We start from the raw sequence: 16,201 nt of genomic DNA, 5'->3' as shown, positions 1-16,201 counted from the left end.
AGTTATCACTCTTCCTCGAACAGTTCGGTCTGATCATCTTCTTCGGCGTCCTCGGACCCCTCTCCCAATGGGATCGTGCCAGGCGGCGGCCGGTTCTCCAACAAACCAGCAGCCCGAAGTTCCTTGAGGCCAGGCAGATCACGGGCGTTTTCCAATCCGAAGTGGTCCAGAAACTGCGGCGTAACCACAAATGTTACCGGGCGGCCCGGTGTCATCCGACGGCGGCCCAGACGGATCCACTCCATTTCCAGCAATTGGTCGATTGTACCGCGCGAGACCGAGACACCTCGGATCTCTTCGATCTCGGCCCGCGTGCAAGGCTGATGATAGGCGACAATGGCCAGCGTTTCGATGGCCGCACGGCTCAGCTTGCGGGTTTCGACCGTTTCCTTTTGCATCAGAAAGCCCAGGTCGGGCGCGGTGCGAATGGCCCAGGCTTCGCCGACACGGACGACACGAACGCCACGGCCCTCATAACGTTTCTGAAGAATTTCAACTGCTTGCGCGGCATCACTGCCGTGGGGCATCCGCGCCTCAAGATCGGCGATCGTTACCGGTTCGGAACTGGCGAACAGCACGGCCTCGACCATGCGCTCCTGCTCCGCCAGGGGGGGCGCTTCGAACAGGGTGCCGGTGCCTTCGTCTTGCGGTTCATCAATCACGTGTGTCAGTCCTTTTGCGCAAATGGATCGGAGCAAACGTCTCGGTTTGCTTCATCTCCATATGTCCTTCTTTCACTAGTTCCAGCGAGGCCGCAAAGGTCGCTGCCGTGGCCGAGCGGCGGCGCACCGGGTCAGCATCCCAACCTTCTGGCAGATAGGTTTCCATATCCGTCCAAGCGCCCGCAAACCCGATCAACGGGCGCATCCGCTCCAGCGCTTGTTCCATTGTGAACACGGCGTCGCGGTCCATGACAAAGGGGCGAAACTCGTCGCGCGTGCGGATGCGGGCATATCCCTGCATCAGATCCAGCAGCGTGGCAGAGTACGTTACGGTACGGATACGGGTGATATCCTCACCCTGCCCGCGTTTGAAGAAATCGCGCCCCAACTGGTCACGCGCCATCAGACGTGCGGCTGAGTCGCGCATGGCCTGCAAGCGTTCCAACTGGAACGCCAGGTGTGCCGCCAGTTCCTCACCAGAAGGTCCTTCATCATCCGGGTCCGGCGGCAGCAACAGACGGGACTTCAGGAAGGCCAGCCAGGCGGCCATCACCAGATAGTCAGCGGCCAGTTCAATCCGCAGCGCGCGCGCCTTTTCCACGAAGGCCAGATACTGCTGCGCCAAAGCCAGAACCGAAATTTTCCGCAGGTCGACCTTTTGGGTACGTGACAGGGTCAAAAGCACGTCCAACGGGCCTTCGAACCCGTCGACATCAACAATCAGAGCCTCAGCCGCAAGACGATCCGCGACCGAGACCGGATCTTCACTGAAGAGATTATCGTTCATATACCTGCCCGCCCATTAGGGCAGATAGTTCAGCCTCAGTCGCGGGGATGTCAAGTTCCGCAGGCTTTTGCCGCATCGACAGTGCCTTTTCCGCGCGCTTTTGTGCCTGCTCAGTCATTTCGCCGGCGGCTTCCAGCACCTTGGCGCGGGCCTCGAACGTTCCGTTACAATGCAAAACCACATCGCAGCCTGCGGCCAGCGCCTGACGCGCAACATCCTCGGGAGCGCCACTCAGCGCTTTCATTGAGATATCGTCGGTCATGATTAGACCATCAAAACCGATTTTGTCGCGGATAAGACCGATCATCGCGGGGGATATCGTAGCCGGTTGCGGATCAATCCGGTCATAGACCAGATGCGCTGTCATCCCCATTGGCAGGTCATTCAAAGACCGAAACGGTTCGAAATCCGCCTGCTCAAGCTGTTCCTGTGTCAGGTCTACGTGCGGTAGATCGTGGTGGCTGTCCAGAGTGGCCAATCCATGACCCGGCATATGCTTGAGCACAGGCAGAACACCGCCATCCAAGTGGCCCTTGGCAACCGCCCGCCCTAGCACTGATACCCGTTTAGGTTCAGAGCCATAACAGCGGTTCTTCAAAAACGCATGGGTATCGTACCGCGCCAGATCGACCATTGGGGCGCAGTTGCTGTCAATGCCAAGCTCGAACAGTTCCTTTGCGATCAGCCGGTACCGCAGATACATGGCGCGTTCCGCCTGATCCCCAGCACGCCCGGCGTGATCCAAGGGTGGCATCCATTCGCGCGCCAACGGAGCACGCAGACGCTGCACGCGGCCCCCTTCCTGATCAATGGTGATAGGGCAATTGCGTCCAACAGCTTCGCGGAAATCGTCGCACAGGGCGCGCACCTGGTCGGCAGTATCAACATTTCGCGCGAACAGAATGAACCCAAATGGGTTCATTCGACGGAACAGGTTCTTTTCTTCAGATGTCAGGCGCAGGCCTTCAGCATCAGAGATCGCAGCGCCAAATGTCACCGAACGGCAACCGGGATACAGTCAGCTCCTTGCGCGACCAGAGCAGCACAGAACTGACGCGAGTCGCTCAGGTCCTCAAACCCAAGAACACGCAAGCGATAGAACGTCCGGCCACCACTTGATGTTTTCTGTATAACGCGTTGTTTTCCATCCATATACTCTCTAAATCGACCGTTCAGACGATCCCACTCCGCGTGGGCCACATCCGAGCTTTCATATGCGCCCAACTGGGCCATACGTGTCCCCTTGGACAGTGTATTTGGATCTACATCCACCCCGACCGCGGCTTTGACAGCGGCGTTGATGGCGGCCTCGGTGTTGCTATTTGCTGAAATCCCGCTGGCTGTCCTGCGCGCAGGCCGCGTGGTCGGACGCAGCGAACGACGAACACCCGGCAATGCCGCCAGTTCCGGGTCTGGCAATTGCGCGGCCAGATCGGCGGGGTCAATGGCGGGCTCTTCCTCGGGTAGTGCCAAAGACGCGAGCTGAACGCCCTGCTCGGCAGGTTCATCTGCCTTCGCTGCTCCTCCAGCCAGCTCGGCGACCAGGGCATCAACCGTATTCTGGCGCAGTTTCGCGGCCTCTTGATCTGAGATCTCTTCTTCGACGACATGCACGGCCTGGGTCGGCTTCAACGGTTCAACCGGCGTGTCTTCATCTGTCAGGGAAACCGGACGCGGTGCAAGGATCAGGCGATCGGCCGGAGGTGCTGCTGTTCCGACAGCGGCTACAGCGTTGACGGCCAGACCCTGGTGATCGGCTGGGGTGCCGCCGGGGTTTTCCGGCTGAATTCGCATCGGTCCTTCGATGGCACGAACAACGGGCACACCGCTGACATCACGCATCACCAGTTTAAAACCCCAGACGCCGATCCCGGCGACCAGTGCCAGTGACGCTACAGCGCCCATGACGTTGACGATGCGACCTAATCCAGCCCCTCGCGGTGCCTGTTCATAGCCATAAGAGTCGTCGGAATACTCATACCCACCCTCAGGATGTGGCTGATTCGTGTAATGCATCTCCTCAGGGCGCATTTGCCCTGAGTAATCGTAACTTGCCATGTCCGCCTCACCGCCCGATTGCGCCTTAAAAAGTGGCGCGCGGGTCATTTCTTGTCTGCCTCAGACCGGCGGTTCGGGCGGTGTTAGTTACCGCATCTCCTGCGCCGGAGTAACGCCAAGAATACCCAAGCCCGCTGAAATCACAACAGAAACGGCCCGGGCCAATGCGATTTTTGATTGGCTTGTGGCAACATCGCCATCCTGAATGAAACGCAGTTGGGTTTCATCGTTGCCCTTGTTCCAGAGCGCGTGAAAATCGCCGGCCAGTTCATACAGGTAAAAGGCAACCCGATGCGGTTCGTTGGTGCGTGCGGCAATTTCGATCAAACGCGGCCATTCTGCCAGCTTTTTAGCGACCGTCAGTTCCGAGGCATGGTCGATCTTGCCCAGGTCAGCACCCTTGAGGATCGCATCATCCGTGGCGATATCCGCCTCGGCGGCCCGGCGCAGCACACTCATGACACGGGCATGGGCGTATTGCACGTAGAACACAGGATTCTCGCGGCTTTGTTCCAACACCTTGTCGAAATCAAAGTCTAACGGCGCGTCGTTCTTGCGCGTCAGCATGACGAAGCGGGTCACATCCGGCCCCACCTGATCAACCACATCGCGCAGGGTGACAAAGTTCCCTGCCCGCTTGGACATCTTGAACGGCTCGCCATTCTTCCACAGTTTCACCAATTGGGTCAGCTTGATATCCAACGGCACTTTGCCATCGGACAGCGCTGAAACAGCCGCCTTCATCCGCTTGACATAACCACCGTGATCCGCGCCGAACACGTCGATCAACGCGTCAAAGCCACGGGTCACCTTGTCATAGTGATAGGCGATATCCGGGGCGAAATAGGTCCAGCTGCCGTCCGATTTCTTGACCGGCCGGTCGACGTCATCACCATGCTCGGTCGATTTGAAAAGGGTTTGCTCGCGCGGTTCCCAATCCTCGGGCTTTTTGCCTTTCGGCGGCTCCAGCACGCCTTCGTAGATGAGGCCCTTATCGGTCAGGGATTGAAGCGCTGCCTCAATCCGGCCTGTGCCATAGAGGGATTTCTCCGAGAAGAACACATCCATCTCGACACCCAGCGCCTTCAGGTCGGCCCGGATCAGATCCATCATCGCGTCGGTCGAGAACTCGCGCAGTTCTTCCAGCCACTCAGCCTCGGGCTTGTCGATCAGGCTGTCGCCGTATTTCTCTTTCAGCGCCTCACCGATCGGGATCAGGTAGTCGCCCGGATACAGCCCTTCGGCAATCTCAGGGCTCAGGCCATTGGCCTCGCGATACCGTTCGTACGCGGACCGCGCCAGCACATCGACCTGCGCGCCGCCATCGTTGATATAGTATTCGCGTGTCACATCGTGGCCGGAATAGGCCAGAAGGCTCGCCAGAGCGTCCCCGAACACCGCGCCCCGCGTATGACCCACATGCAAAGGACCGGTGGGGTTTGCCGAGACATACTCCACATTCACTTTCTGGCCGTGACCCATGGTCGAGCGGCCATAATCGGTGCCCTTATCAAGCACAGCTGACAGAATACCCTGCCACACCGACGGCGCCAGCCGCAGGTTCAGAAACCCCGGTCCGGCCACTTCGGCACTGGTGATCCGGTCGTCCGCTGCCAGTTTACCGGCCAGAACATCGGCAATATCACGCGGCTTCATCTTGGCCGGTTTTGCCAGCACCATCGCCGCGTTGGTCGCCATGTCGCCATGAGCGGCATCGCGCGGCGGTTCTACTGCCACGTTGTCAAAGCTCAACCCCTCGGGCAGAGCGCCTTCGGACTGCATCTGTGCCAGCGCGTCCAGTACCAGGCCGCGGATCTCGGAAAACAGGTTCATTTCGGATGTCCTTTTGCTTGCTCGGCGGTTTACCACGCAAACCGGCAAGGTCAATGGAAGCGAGCAGTTTCCGCTTGGATTAGCGGTAGACATAACTAGTCTCTGTGAAAATTCCAGCCGGAGAAATACCCATGCGCCTTGCCCTGCCCCTCGCCTTTGTTCTGACATCTGCCGTGCCGGTTTGGGCCGACATGCCCCCGGCCCAAGGCCATGTGCTTCTGACCCTTGGCGGAGCTGTCTCGGAAACCAACCTTCCCGCCCGCGGTGAGAACGACGGAGGACTACTGGGATTCCTTGAGGTTCAGCACGACGGCGCGGCCGGATTTGACGCATCCATGCTGGACGGCCTGAAACAGGTTGAGATCACAATCCCATACGGCCCAGAGGGCAATCAACGCGACATCACCTTTTCCGGCCCCCGCCTGTCAGATGTAATGATCATGGCCGGTGCCGAAGGGAAAACCGCCAAGCCAATGGCTATGGATGGCTATCAGTCTGAGATTCTATGGGACAGCATCGCAACCCACCAACCCATTGTGGCAACCCATGCCGACGGGACCCCGATGGGAATTGGCGGCTATGGCCCAACCATGATCGTCTTCCCCCCAACAGGCGACGCCGATTTGGCCTCCGACCAGTCGGGTCAGCAGGTCTGGGCGCTCGCTTATATCGGGATCGAGTGATCAGGCACCAGCCAGCCTGGCATGATCCTGCAAGGCAAACCGGTCGGTCATTCCTGCAATATAGTCCGAGACAATTCGCGCCAGCGCCGTTTCATCGCTGGCGGCCTCGATTTCTTCATGCCACCGCGCAGGCATCTGTTTCGGATCATTCAGATAAATTGGGAACAGATCTTCGACAACCTTGCTGACCTCTGCACGCACGTCCATAACGCTGGGTGCGCGGTACATCTGCTTGAACAGAAAGGCGCGGATCTGCTTGAGTTGCGCCCATAGGCCGCCCGAGAACCGGATCACAGGGTATCCAATATTGCGGATTTCCTCGACGGTCCGCGCCCCTGAGCTTGCAATCAACCCGCGCGATGTGACGATAACGTCAGAAACCATAACGCCGAATACGCGCCGGAGCGCCTCGTGCCTTCGGCGGTAAGCGTCCAGACCGGGATACTTCCGGTCCACCGCGGCATAACAATCGCCGACGATGGGCAATTGTTGGATTTCATCATCGGAAAACAGACCCGCACGCAAGCCATCCAGCAAATCATGATTGTTGTAGGCGATATCGTCGGAAAGCGCCGCAACCTGTGCCTCAGCACTGGCATGGGTATGCAGTTCCAGATCAAACGCTTCGTTGCATTCGGCCAGTGCCCATGGCAATTCACCTGTGACCGGCCCGTTGTGCTTGGCAATCCCCTCAAGACATTCCCACGTCAGGTTGCATCCGTCGAATTCGGCATAGTGGCGTTCCAACTTGGTCACGATGCGAATGGCCTGAGCGTTGTGGTCAAATCCGCCATAAGGCCTCATAAGCGTATGCAGAGCGTCCTCGCCGGTATGTCCGAACGGCGTATGCCCAAGATCATGCGCCAAAGCCACGGCCTCGGTCAGTTCACCGTTCAGGCCCAAAGCCCCTGCAATCGTCCGCGCAACTTGGGCCACTTCGATGGAATGTGTCAGACGGGTGCGATAGCTATCACCTTCATGTTCAACAAACACTTGGGTCTTGTGCTTGAGCCGCCGAAAAGCGCTGGCGTGTATGATCCTGTCCCGATCTCGCTGAAAGCATGACCTGAAACTGCTCTCTTCCTCTGACACCAACCGCCCTCTTGCGCGATTGGGGTCCGAGGCAAAACCCGCTCTGTCCAAAGGTCTTGTCCTTGTCGCCTGTCCTTGCACTTTCTATATTGTAAGGCGTAAAGGAAATAAACCTTTGGAGCCCGGCATGAATCTGCCCCCTACAGTTACAGAACGCGCCTTTGAACGTCTCGCCGAAATTGGCGCGGCGGATCAGGGTCAGGCCCTGCGCGTTGCAGTGGAAGGCGGCGGATGTTCCGGTTTTCAATACGAAATTGCGCTGGATGAACCCAAAGAGGACGACCTTGTGCTGGAAGGCAAAGGTCAAAAAGTGATCGTCGACTCGATCTCGCTGCCGTTTTTGGAAAACGCGGTGATCGATTTCACCCAGGAACTGATCGGTGCGCGTTTTGTGATTGAAAACCCGAACGCAACCTCATCCTGCGGCTGCGGCACTTCATTTTCAATGTGACCTTGCCCTGCCCGCGCGGTTGAGGGATAGATCAACCGGCAGCCAGCCGGAGGATCGCGCATGAAAATCGCCACGTTCAACATCAACGGCATCAAAGCGCGGGCCGAGGCCCTGCCGCGTTGGCTGGATGACGCACAGCCGGACGTCGTTTTGCTGCAAGAGATCAAGTCGATCGACGAGAATTTTCCCCGCGAGCTGTTTGAGGAACGCGGCTACAATGTCGAGACGCACGGACAAAAAAGTTTTAACGGCGTAGCAATATTGTCCAAGCTGCCGCTTGAAGATGTGTCCCGCGGCCTGCCTGGCGATGAGGAAGATGAACAGGCGCGCTGGATCGAAGCCACGGTCGTGGGCAAAAAGGCGCTGCGCATCTGCGGATTGTACTTGCCGAATGGCAATCCGGTGCCGGGCCCAAAATACGAATACAAGCTGTCCTGGATGGAGCGGCTGTATGATCGAGCGCAAGAATTATTGGCGAGCGAAGAACCCGCGCTGATGGCCGGGGACTATAACATCATCCCACAGGCCGAAGACGCCAAACGTCCGGATGCGTGGCGCGAAGACGCTCTGTTTCGACCAGAAAGCCGTGCGGCGTTTCGCAAGATCCTGAACCTTGGTTTTACCGAAGCGTTCCGCGCCGTGACCCAAGGTCCGGACCATTATTCGTTCTGGGATTACCAAGCCGGCGCATGGAACCGCAATGACGGGATTCGTATCGACCATTTCCTGCTTACGCCCCAGGCCGCCGATCTGTTGCGCGATTGCCGGATTGATGCCGAGATTCGCGGCCATGAAAAGCCCTCGGACCATGTTCCGGTCTGGGTCGACTTGGACCTGTGAAACCTCAGGCCGTCGCGTCGTAGCTGTAAATCCAGTCGTATTTCCGGGACAAGCGTGGCCCGACCGCCATCAAAGCGGCCTGTGCGGCCAAGCGCATCGGGCCGCGCAGGTGAAAATTCCTGGCGTTGGACCCAGCCGCGGCAACAACGCGTTGCGCCCTTCTAAGTCTGCTGGTTTCGTAAGAGGCCAACGCCTGCTCGATCCCGGACTGGTCATCAAAAGATCGCGCCAACACCAAGGCATCCTCAAGCGCAAGACAGGCGCCTTGTGCCATAAACGGAAGTGTCGGATGTGCCGCATCCCCTAACAGCGCGATGCGCCCATTCTGCCATTGCCCTGCCACCGGTCGCAGGAACAACGCCCAAATATGGGGTTCCCGAACCTGTTCGAGGATGTCTCCCACAACTCCGCCAAAATCGGCAAATCGCGTCCGTAAATCTTCAGAGTCTCCACACCGACGCCAGCCTTCTTCTTGCCAGTCTGACCGTTCTTCAATCGCTACGATATTCATCATTGTATGATCGCGAAGCGGGTAAGTTACCACATGCCGCCCCGGCCCCATGGTCAGAACCGCGCTTGGTTTTTGATCACGACGCTGCCAAGGGATCGTAGCCCGCCAGGCCACTTGATGCGTGAACTTCGCCGTTTCAGGGCCATTCAGACCGGCACGAATTTCGCTTCGTCCGCCATCTGCAGCAATCGCACAATCCACGCGTAGATTTGTACCGTTTTCCAGGACAACTTCGGCTTCGGACGGATGCTTTCGCACCTGCGCGACACGTGCGCCTAGTCGAAACTCGACACCTTCACGATGCGCCGCTTTGTGCAACAACCCCAACAGGTCGGCACGATGGTAGTAGTATGTGGGTCCAGCGGCCGGGGCCGGTATCTCGCTGACAGATCGCCCGCTGCGGTAATCCCGCAGCACCGTTCCGTAAGACCGCAAACCCGCCTCTGGCGTTTCGCTCACAACATTCAGCGCACGCAACACGACCATTCCGTTTTCGCTGATCTGCAAGCCGGCGCCAACTTCGGTCAGTTCGGCTGCCTGCTCAAAAACCACAACCTGAGCCCCGCGCAACCGTAACGCTAAAGCCGCCGCGATCCCGCCAATACCACCACCGACGATGCCAATATTCAGACCGTTGATTTTCATGACACCGGCTTAACGCAAAAACGCCGAAGCGAAAGACCCCGGCGTTTAAGAATTCTGGATTTTTCAGCGATCAATCGTCGCGGTGAACTTTCTCACGACGTTCGTGGCGCTCTTGCGCTTCCAGCGTCATGGTCGCGATCGGGCGCGCATCCAGACGTTTCAGCGAAATCGGGTCGCCCGTCATCTCGCAATACCCGTACTCGCCCTCGTCAATCCGACGCAGGGCCGAGTCGATCTTGGCGACCAGCTTGCGCTGGCGATCACGAGTCCGCAGTTCCAACGCGCGATCAGTTTCTTCGCTTGCGCGGTCTGCTACGTCCGGAATGTTGCGGGTGTTATCCTGCAGCCCTTCGATCGTGTCGCGGCTGCCTGCCAAAAGTTCGGTCTTCCAATCCAGCAGCTTACGACGAAAATACTCTAACTGCTTGTCGTTCATAAATGGCTCGTCTTCGGCTGGACGATAATCCTCCGGCAGAAATACTTCCTGCTTCATTTTTGCTCCCTCGGTGTGGCCTGCAACGCCGGTCACCTTTGCTTCACCTGACATGCGGCAATCCCCTTCTGCGGAGCGTTTATCCGACGGCGGGAAGAATGTCACTATGGAAACGTAGTCCCGGTTGCGTACTGCTTCAGCTCATCTAAATATGAGACTTACAACAACAAATACTTGTTTTTCTGTGAAAATTGGCAGGCTTTTTTGAGGCACCCCCCAAATTGCCCCGTCCTGTGTTAGCGGCCGAATCAACTAAAGGCATTGGAGTCGCACATCAAATTCGCGCTGCACGACGCTGCGACCTGTCTTGTCAAATTTTTCGCCCCGCTATAACCCCAAGGACACATGCCGCGCGATTTAGATGAGGGGCCCATGACCGCACGTTTCCAAGGCACAGCCGAGTATGTTGCCACCGATGACCTGACCATTGCGGTGAACGCCGCTGTTACGCTGGAACGCCCCCTGCTGGTCAAGGGTGAGCCCGGAACCGGCAAGACCGAGTTGGCCAAACAGGTAGCCGGCGCGTTGGGGTTGAAAATGATCGAGTGGAACGTGAAATCCACGACTCGCGCGCAGCAGGGCTTGTATGAGTATGACGCGGTCAGCCGCCTGCGCGACAGCCAATTGGGCGACGAACGGGTCCATGACGTGTCGAATTATATCCGCAAGGGCAAACTGTGGCAGGCTTTTGAGGCTGATGAGAAGGTCGTGCTGCTGATCGACGAGATCGATAAGGCAGATATCGAGTTTCCCAACGATCTGCTGCAGGAACTCGATAAGATGGAATTCCACGTCTACGAGACCGGGGATACCATCAAAGCCAAGAACCGCCCCATCGTGATCATCACCTCGAATAACGAAAAGGAACTGCCCGACGCGTTCCTGAGGCGCTGTTTCTTCCACTATATCCGCTTCCCGGATGACGCCACCATGCGCCGTATCGTCGAGGTGCACCACCCCGGTATCAAGGATGCGCTGCTGACCACGGCCCTGACCCAGTTCTACGAAATCCGCGACACGCAGGGGCTGAAAAAGAAACCATCGACCTCGGAAGTGCTGGACTGGCTTAAGCTGTTGCTGGCCGAAGACCTGACCGCCGAAGACCTCAAACGCGACGGGGCCAATGCGTTGCCCAAGTTGCACGGCGCTCTGCTAAAAAACGAACAGGACGTTCACTTGTTTGAACGTCTCGCCTTCATGGCACGCAGCAAACGCTGAGAAATTTGAACACTTGGTGATCCCCGCTTGCCTTGCGGGGGGGCCGGTGTCAGCATTGGCCAAAAGGCCGTCCGGCGTCGTCGGGCAGTTCGGCCTGACGACATAGGAGCCATTGCTTGTCTGACACCCTCAATATCCGGGCGCTGCTGCCCGAAGATCGCGCCGAATGGGCCGAGATGTGGCGCGACTATCTGGCGTTTTATGAAACGACCGTGCCGGATCAAACATATGACAGCACCTTCGCACGGTTGCTTGGGGATGATCCCAATGATTTTTCCTGTTTCGTGGCCGAAGCGGATGGGCATCTTGTCGGCCTGACCCATTACCTATTTCACCGCCATGCGTGGAAAGAAGAAAGCGTTTGCTACCTGCAAGACCTGTTCGCCCGACCTGAGGCGCGCGGAACCGGTGTTGGCCGCGCGTTGATACAAGCAGTGTATGATGAGGCCGACCGGCGAGGTGCGCCTTCTGTCTATTGGCTGACGCAAGAGTTCAATCACACGGCGCGCAAGCTCTATGATCGGATCGGCAAGCAAACGCCCTTTATCCGGTATCAACGCCCATGATCAGGGTCGCTGCGGTCCTGTTTGGCTTTGCCGTCGCCGGATGCACCGCGGTTACCCCCCCTGAACCGCCAACACGCGTTAAGGCGATCGAGGCAAACCTGCCGCCCACTAAAGCATTCACTTCAACGCGACCACAGCCTCCTGCTCGATCGAACGCTAATATTGCGGATGATTTCCTTTCTTTGCACTTCGCGCTCGAAGGCGGCGCCACATTACCCGTCTTCACTCGGTTCGAGGTCCCCGTCACCGTTCGACTTACGGGATCTCCCACACCGTCAATGCAGCGTGATCTGACCCGGTTGTTGACGCGTCTACAACGCGAGGCCGGGATCGACATTCGCCAGATAACGGAGGGCCAGGCCAATATCACCATTGAGGCCGTCAGCCAGGAGCAGATCCAACGCATCCTGCCCCAAGCCGCCTGTTTCGTGGTTCCCAACGCCTCAAGCTTTGAGGAATACCGACAGGACCGGCGCAAACGCAAAAGCAGTTGGACCGCGCTGCGCAGCCGTGAACGGCTGGGCATTTTCATTCCCTATGACGTCAGCCCGCAGGAAAAACGCGACTGCCTGCACGAGGAACTGGCGCAGGCTCTGGGGCCGCTGAATGATCTGTACCATCTGCCGGATTCTGTGTTCAACGACGACAATATCCACACCATTCTGACCGGCTTTGACATGCTGATCCTACGCACGGCTTACTCGCCCCAACTGCGCAGCGGCATGACTCGCGAACAAGTCCAGGCCGTCCTGCCCGGCATCCTACGCCGACTGAACCCGCGCGGCGACACTTTACCCGCGCAACCCGTTTCGGACACCCCGCGCGAGTGGATCAACGCCGTCCAAAAATCGCTTGGATCAAGGCCAAGCACCCGTAACCGAGTGAAAGCTGCGGAAAGAGCGGTCCAGATCGGACGTGAACAGGGCTGGACCGACCACCGGCGGGCATATCCGCACTATATCCTCGGCCGCATGGCACAATTCGACGATGCCCGCGAAGCGATCAAGCAATACGACATTGCCATGCAGTATCTGCGTGCGACGCCGGGAACCGAAATCCATCAGGCCTATGTGACTACGCAAACTGCTGCATTCGCACTTGCGCAGGGCAGAGGACCGGAAATCCTGCCTGAGCTAGACAAGGCAATAGCTGTTATGTCGCGGGCTGAAAACGCCGCTCAATTGGCCACTCTGCTTTTGTTGAAATCAGAAGCGCTCAATCAGGCCGGGCGACCAAATCAGGCACGTACCGTCAGACTGGACAGTCTTGCATGGGCGCGATACGGCTTTGGCTCAGATGTCGTGGTCCGGTCGCTGATGCAGGAAGTTGCGGAAGGCCCGCCCACCAACAACAGAGGCGGATAACGCATGGTCGTAGTTTTGGGAATGGCGCTACTGGGGGCGATCCTTGGCGCGCTGACCGCACGCAAACGCAATGGCAGCGGTGCGGATATGGCCCAATATGCCGCTGGCTATGGCATCGCTTTTGCCATTGTTGGGCTGGTGCTATCTCTGATTTTGATCCGTTTGGTGGGATAAAGTATGTTTCTCCCCTTTTTCGAAAACCTCCGGAAAGCAGGCATTCCCGTATCACTGCGCGAATACCTGACCTTTCTGGAAGGTATGAAAAAGGGGTTGGCGACCTATGATGTCGAAGCGTTCTATTACCTCGCCCGCGTGTCGATGGTGAAGGACGAACGCAACATCGACAAGTTCGATCAGGCCTTCGCCGCCAGTTTCCAGGGTCTTGAAGAGATCAGCTTTGAGCAGGTGCTTGAAGCCGTGGATATCCCCGCCGAATGGCTGGCCAAGATGGCCGAGAAACACCTGTCAGACGAAGAAAAGGCCGAGATCGAGGCACTGGGCGGCTTTGACAAGCTGATGGAGACGCTGCGCGAACGTCTCAAGGATCAGGAGGGCCGCCATCAGGGCGGTAACAAATGGATCGGCACCGCCGGAACCTCGCCATTCGGGGCCTATGGATTTAACCCCGAGGGCGTGCGCATCGGCCAGAAAGAAAGCCGCCATCAGCGCGCCGTCAAGGTGTGGGACAAGCGCGAATTCAAGAACCTGGACGATACTGTTGAACTCGGCACCCGTAACATCAAAGTCGCGCTAAAGCGCCTGCGCCGCTGGGCCCGCGAAGGTGCGGCCGAGGAACTGGATCTGGACGGCACCATCCGCGCCACGGCTGAACATGGCTATCTTGACGTCAAGACTCGACCCGAACGCCACAACGCGGTCAAGGTGCTGTTGTTTCTGGATGTCGGCGGCTCGATGGACCCGCATATCAAGGTCGTAGAAGAGTTGTTTTCCGCTGCAAGAACCGAGTTCAAGCATTTGGAATATTACTACTTTCACAACTGCCTCTATGAGGGTGTTTGGCGCGACAATCACCGCCGCTGGGATCAGCAGACCCCGACACACGAGGTGCTGCGGACCTATGGTCCTGACTACAAGTGTATCTTCGTCGGCGACGCCTCGATGAGCCCATATGAAATCGCCTATCCCGGCGGTGCGAACGAGCACTGGAACAAGGAAGCCGGTCAGGTCTGGCTGCAGCGTGCTCGGGATCAGTGGGCATCAAACCTGTGGATCAACCCTGTGCCTGAAAAATACTGGGAATACACACATTCCATCGGCATGATCCGCGAGGTTTTCGAGGACCGCATGGTGCCGATGACTCTGGCCGGGTTGGAACAGGGGATGCGCGAGTTGACTCGCTGAATGTCAGATCTGCAGAACCGGTGCCCAAGCAATGCGGAGTGAAACCGCAAGGAAAAACAGCACGCTACCGGTCAGGACGAAAGCATGCCAGATCGTGTTATGGAACGGCAGCCAGTCTGACAGATAGAAGGCAATTCCTGCCGTATAGACAAGTCCGCCCGTGATCATCAGAACCACGACGGGCTGTGACAGATCTCTCAGTAACGATTGCCCCGCCCAAACTGCGGCCCATCCCATTCCCACGTATAACGCAAGCCCAAACCAGCGGAACCGATGCGGGTCGATCATCTTGAGGATCGAACCCAAAGTCGCGGATGACCAAAGCCCGATCAAAAGGCCGGGCATCTGGACCCCGGACAACATGATGAATGGCGTGTAAGTACCTGCGATTTTAACGTAAATTCCAGAATGATCGAGCCGTTGCAACAGGTCGCCCCACCTGTCGGACTCTACCATGTTGTACAGTGCTGAGAACGATAGCATCAAAAGCAGTGTGAACCCGTAAATCGAGGCTCCCAGAACCGCGGCGGGCTCAGTCCGGTATTGGGCTGTCAGCGCAATGAGGAAGGGAACTGCAACGATAGCTGCCGCAATTCCGATGATATGCACCACGCCATCACTATAACGCTCTGCTTGGCTATAGGCCGGGCGGATATCGGCAAAAGACCTCATATTGCAAAGCTATTGCGCAGCCCCGGGCCCGGCAAGGCCGCGGGCTCGAGTGTTTCATACTGTGACGACATATTGATCGCTTCGGCTCTCAGTCAAACGACGGTCCGTCAGCCACAAATGCGTGTCGTTGCTTTCGATTTAGACCTTTCTTTTTCGCGGGACAATTGCGCGTGAAGCGGTTGCCTATCCCCCTGCCCGGAACCATATTTGAACCATGCTTCGCCTAACCCCAATCCTGCTGGCCATAGCCTATGCGCTCGTGATGTACCGGATATCTGTCTGGCGCACCCATCGGGACCTGGATGCGAGATCGACAGAACTGGCCGATCCTGCACTGAAACGGATGACCGACCAACTGGCCGCAGCGCTAGAGATCGACCGGGTGCCCGTTTACATTTATGAGGTAGACCCGGTGAACGGGTTGGCGGCACCTGACGGTCGTATCTTCATAACTCGTGGGTTCTATCGCAAGTTTCGCAGTGGCGAGGTTTCGGCCGAAGAAATGGCAAGCGTCATCGCGCATGAGCTGGGCCATGTGGCGCTGGGTCATGCGCGCCGCCGGATGATCGATTTTTCTGGTCAAAACGCGTTGCGGGCCGCACTGATGATGCTTCTAAATCGCTTTATCCCGTTCATTGGCGCATGGATTGCTAATATGCTGACACACCTGCTGGCGTCGCGTCTGTCGCGTAGCGATGAATATGAGGCTGATGAATATGCTGCCGCATTACTGACCAAGGCCGGGATTGGGATCGGGCCGCAGAAATCCCTGTTTCACAAGTTGGAAGACCTGACGCAGCAGCGTGCAGGTGTTGTGCCCGCCTGGCTGATGAGCCATCCTAAGACAGATGAGCGGATTGCGGCCCTAGAAGCGCTTGAGCAGCGCTGGGGCGCTGGAGGATAGGGTTGCACAGCGAAGGGCCAGCCCCATGCTCTCCCCGTGTCTAATTGGTCAAATGAAGGC

18 protein-coding genes are annotated in these 16,201 nt (G+C 57.7%); 9 read left to right on the top strand and 9 right to left on the bottom strand.

All coding sequences use genetic code 11. From position 1 onward, the window contains the following. Positions 1-5: 5 nt before the first annotated feature. The 5 genes from scpB to argS are packed head-to-tail and all read right to left on the bottom strand — an operon-like array spanning position 6 to position 5,340. Entirely contained in the window at positions 6-662 is a 657-nt protein-coding gene (scpB, locus tag ACR0AK_RS05725; RefSeq protein WP_480792671.1) for an SMC-Scp complex subunit ScpB, read from the bottom strand. After that, entirely contained in the window at positions 655-1,449 is a 795-nt protein-coding gene (locus tag ACR0AK_RS05720) for a segregation and condensation protein A (RefSeq protein ID WP_170564336.1), read from the bottom strand. The genes scpB and ACR0AK_RS05720 overlap by 8 nt, the downstream gene beginning before the upstream one ends. Continuing rightward, complete coding sequence (gene nagZ, locus ACR0AK_RS05715; RefSeq protein ID WP_480792670.1) at positions 1,439-2,446, bottom strand: beta-N-acetylhexosaminidase; 1,008 nt, start codon at positions 2,444-2,446, stop codon at positions 1,439-1,441. The genes ACR0AK_RS05720 and nagZ overlap by 11 nt, the downstream gene beginning before the upstream one ends. Then, positions 2,443-3,555 carry an SPOR domain-containing protein gene (locus ACR0AK_RS05710; RefSeq protein WP_480792669.1) on the bottom strand — a complete coding sequence of 371 codons (1,113 nt, stop codon included), beginning with the start codon at positions 3,553-3,555 and terminating at the stop codon, positions 2,443-2,445. The genes nagZ and ACR0AK_RS05710 overlap by 4 nt, the downstream gene beginning before the upstream one ends. A 39-nt stretch (positions 3,556-3,594) precedes the next feature. Further along, positions 3,595-5,340 carry an arginine--tRNA ligase gene (argS, locus tag ACR0AK_RS05705; RefSeq protein WP_480792668.1) on the bottom strand — a complete coding sequence of 582 codons (1,746 nt, stop codon included), beginning with the start codon at positions 5,338-5,340 and terminating at the stop codon, positions 3,595-3,597. A gap of 131 nt (positions 5,341-5,471) precedes the next feature. Here argS and ACR0AK_RS05700 point away from each other — a divergent pair, with 131 nt between their 5' ends. Beyond that, positions 5,472-6,023, top strand: coding sequence for a putative pterin-binding protein (locus ACR0AK_RS05700; protein WP_480792667.1), 552 nt, complete (start codon positions 5,472-5,474; stop codon positions 6,021-6,023). Here ACR0AK_RS05700 and ACR0AK_RS05695 read toward each other — a convergent pair whose 3' ends face one another. Then, positions 6,024-7,166, bottom strand: a complete 1,143-nt coding sequence (locus ACR0AK_RS05695; protein WP_480792666.1) for a deoxyguanosinetriphosphate triphosphohydrolase — start codon at positions 7,164-7,166, stop codon at positions 6,024-6,026. A gap of 76 nt (positions 7,167-7,242) precedes the next feature. Here ACR0AK_RS05695 and ACR0AK_RS05690 point away from each other — a divergent pair, with 76 nt between their 5' ends. Both ACR0AK_RS05690 and xth read left to right on the top strand, forming a co-directional pair. Beyond that, positions 7,243-7,566: a HesB/IscA family protein gene (locus ACR0AK_RS05690; protein WP_170406378.1), complete on the top strand. Its 324-nt coding sequence runs from the start codon at positions 7,243-7,245 to the stop codon at positions 7,564-7,566. 60 nt (positions 7,567-7,626) lie between these two features. Then, positions 7,627-8,406 carry an exodeoxyribonuclease III gene (gene xth / locus ACR0AK_RS05685; protein WP_480792665.1) on the top strand — a complete coding sequence of 260 codons (780 nt, stop codon included), beginning with the start codon at positions 7,627-7,629 and terminating at the stop codon, positions 8,404-8,406. A 4-nt stretch (positions 8,407-8,410) separates the two neighbouring features. Here xth and ACR0AK_RS05680 read toward each other — a convergent pair whose 3' ends face one another. Then, the gene (locus tag ACR0AK_RS05680) at positions 8,411-9,562 is read right to left on the bottom strand and encodes an FAD-dependent monooxygenase (RefSeq protein ID WP_480792664.1); all 1,152 of its coding nucleotides are present in this window, start codon (positions 9,560-9,562) and stop codon (positions 8,411-8,413) included. 70 nt (positions 9,563-9,632) lie between these two features. Further along, the gene (dksA, locus tag ACR0AK_RS05675; protein ID WP_170564817.1) at positions 9,633-10,055 is read right to left on the bottom strand and encodes an RNA polymerase-binding protein DksA; all 423 of its coding nucleotides are present in this window, start codon (positions 10,053-10,055) and stop codon (positions 9,633-9,635) included. A gap of 372 nt (positions 10,056-10,427) precedes the next feature. Here dksA and ACR0AK_RS05670 point away from each other — a divergent pair, with 372 nt between their 5' ends. From ACR0AK_RS05670 to ACR0AK_RS05650, 5 genes are all read left to right on the top strand, one after another. Next, entirely contained in the window at positions 10,428-11,273 is an 846-nt protein-coding gene (locus ACR0AK_RS05670) for an AAA family ATPase (RefSeq protein ID WP_170564358.1), read from the top strand. A gap of 116 nt (positions 11,274-11,389) precedes the next feature. After that, positions 11,390-11,839, top strand: a complete 450-nt coding sequence (locus ACR0AK_RS05665; RefSeq protein WP_480792663.1) for an N-acetyltransferase family protein — start codon at positions 11,390-11,392, stop codon at positions 11,837-11,839. After that, the gene (locus ACR0AK_RS05660; protein ID WP_480792662.1) at positions 11,836-13,203 is read left to right on the top strand and encodes a DUF2927 domain-containing protein; all 1,368 of its coding nucleotides are present in this window, start codon (positions 11,836-11,838) and stop codon (positions 13,201-13,203) included. Before ACR0AK_RS05665 ends, ACR0AK_RS05660 begins: the two co-directional genes overlap by 4 nt. Before the next feature lie 3 nt (positions 13,204-13,206). Beyond that, positions 13,207-13,377, top strand: coding sequence for a hypothetical protein (locus tag ACR0AK_RS05655; protein ID WP_170564367.1), 171 nt, complete (start codon positions 13,207-13,209; stop codon positions 13,375-13,377). Positions 13,378-13,380: 3 nt separating this feature from the next. Beyond that, a complete protein-coding gene (locus ACR0AK_RS05650) occupies positions 13,381-14,565 on the top strand; it encodes a vWA domain-containing protein (protein WP_480792661.1) in 1,185 nt (394 codons plus the stop codon). A gap of 3 nt (positions 14,566-14,568) precedes the next feature. On the opposite strand, the gene trhA is transcribed toward ACR0AK_RS05650, so the two are convergent. Further along, positions 14,569-15,237, bottom strand: coding sequence for a PAQR family membrane homeostasis protein TrhA (gene trhA / locus ACR0AK_RS05645; RefSeq protein WP_480792660.1), 669 nt, complete (start codon positions 15,235-15,237; stop codon positions 14,569-14,571). A 214-nt stretch (positions 15,238-15,451) separates the two neighbouring features. Here trhA and ACR0AK_RS05640 point away from each other — a divergent pair, with 214 nt between their 5' ends. Beyond that, complete coding sequence (locus ACR0AK_RS05640; protein ID WP_480792659.1) at positions 15,452-16,141, top strand: M48 family metallopeptidase; 690 nt, start codon at positions 15,452-15,454, stop codon at positions 16,139-16,141. The last annotated feature ends 60 nt before the right edge of the window (positions 16,142-16,201 follow it).

The sequence above is a fragment of the Ruegeria sp. BI12 genome (assembly GCF_056537985.1).
The sequence above is the reverse complement of the archived record's forward strand: the minus strand, read 5'-3'. Positions and strand labels throughout refer to the sequence as shown.

Coding starts and splice junctions, on each gene's coding strand:
- ACR0AK_RS05655 (WP_170564367.1), top strand. CDS start 13,207: ATGGTCGTAGTTTTGGGAATGGCGCTACTGGGGGCGATCCTTGGCGCG.
- dksA (WP_170564817.1), bottom strand. CDS start 10,055: ATGAAGCAGGAAGTATTTCTGCCGGAGGATTATCGTCCAGCCGAAGAC.
- ACR0AK_RS05640 (WP_480792659.1), top strand. CDS start 15,452: ATGCTTCGCCTAACCCCAATCCTGCTGGCCATAGCCTATGCGCTCGTG.
- ACR0AK_RS05660 (WP_480792662.1), top strand. CDS start 11,836: ATGATCAGGGTCGCTGCGGTCCTGTTTGGCTTTGCCGTCGCCGGATGC.
- ACR0AK_RS05720 (WP_170564336.1), bottom strand. CDS start 1,449: ATGAACGATAATCTCTTCAGTGAAGATCCGGTCTCGGTCGCGGATCGT.
- xth (WP_480792665.1), top strand. CDS start 7,627: ATGAAAATCGCCACGTTCAACATCAACGGCATCAAAGCGCGGGCCGAG.
- ACR0AK_RS05710 (WP_480792669.1), bottom strand. CDS start 3,555: ATGACCCGCGCGCCACTTTTTAAGGCGCAATCGGGCGGTGAGGCGGAC.
- ACR0AK_RS05680 (WP_480792664.1), bottom strand. CDS start 9,562: ATGAAAATCAACGGTCTGAATATTGGCATCGTCGGTGGTGGTATTGGC.
- ACR0AK_RS05690 (WP_170406378.1), top strand. CDS start 7,243: ATGAATCTGCCCCCTACAGTTACAGAACGCGCCTTTGAACGTCTCGCC.
- argS (WP_480792668.1), bottom strand. CDS start 5,340: ATGAACCTGTTTTCCGAGATCCGCGGCCTGGTACTGGACGCGCTGGCA.
- ACR0AK_RS05670 (WP_170564358.1), top strand. CDS start 10,428: ATGACCGCACGTTTCCAAGGCACAGCCGAGTATGTTGCCACCGATGAC.
- ACR0AK_RS05700 (WP_480792667.1), top strand. CDS start 5,472: ATGCGCCTTGCCCTGCCCCTCGCCTTTGTTCTGACATCTGCCGTGCCG.
- trhA (WP_480792660.1), bottom strand. CDS start 15,237: ATGAGGTCTTTTGCCGATATCCGCCCGGCCTATAGCCAAGCAGAGCGT.
- ACR0AK_RS05650 (WP_480792661.1), top strand. CDS start 13,381: ATGTTTCTCCCCTTTTTCGAAAACCTCCGGAAAGCAGGCATTCCCGTA.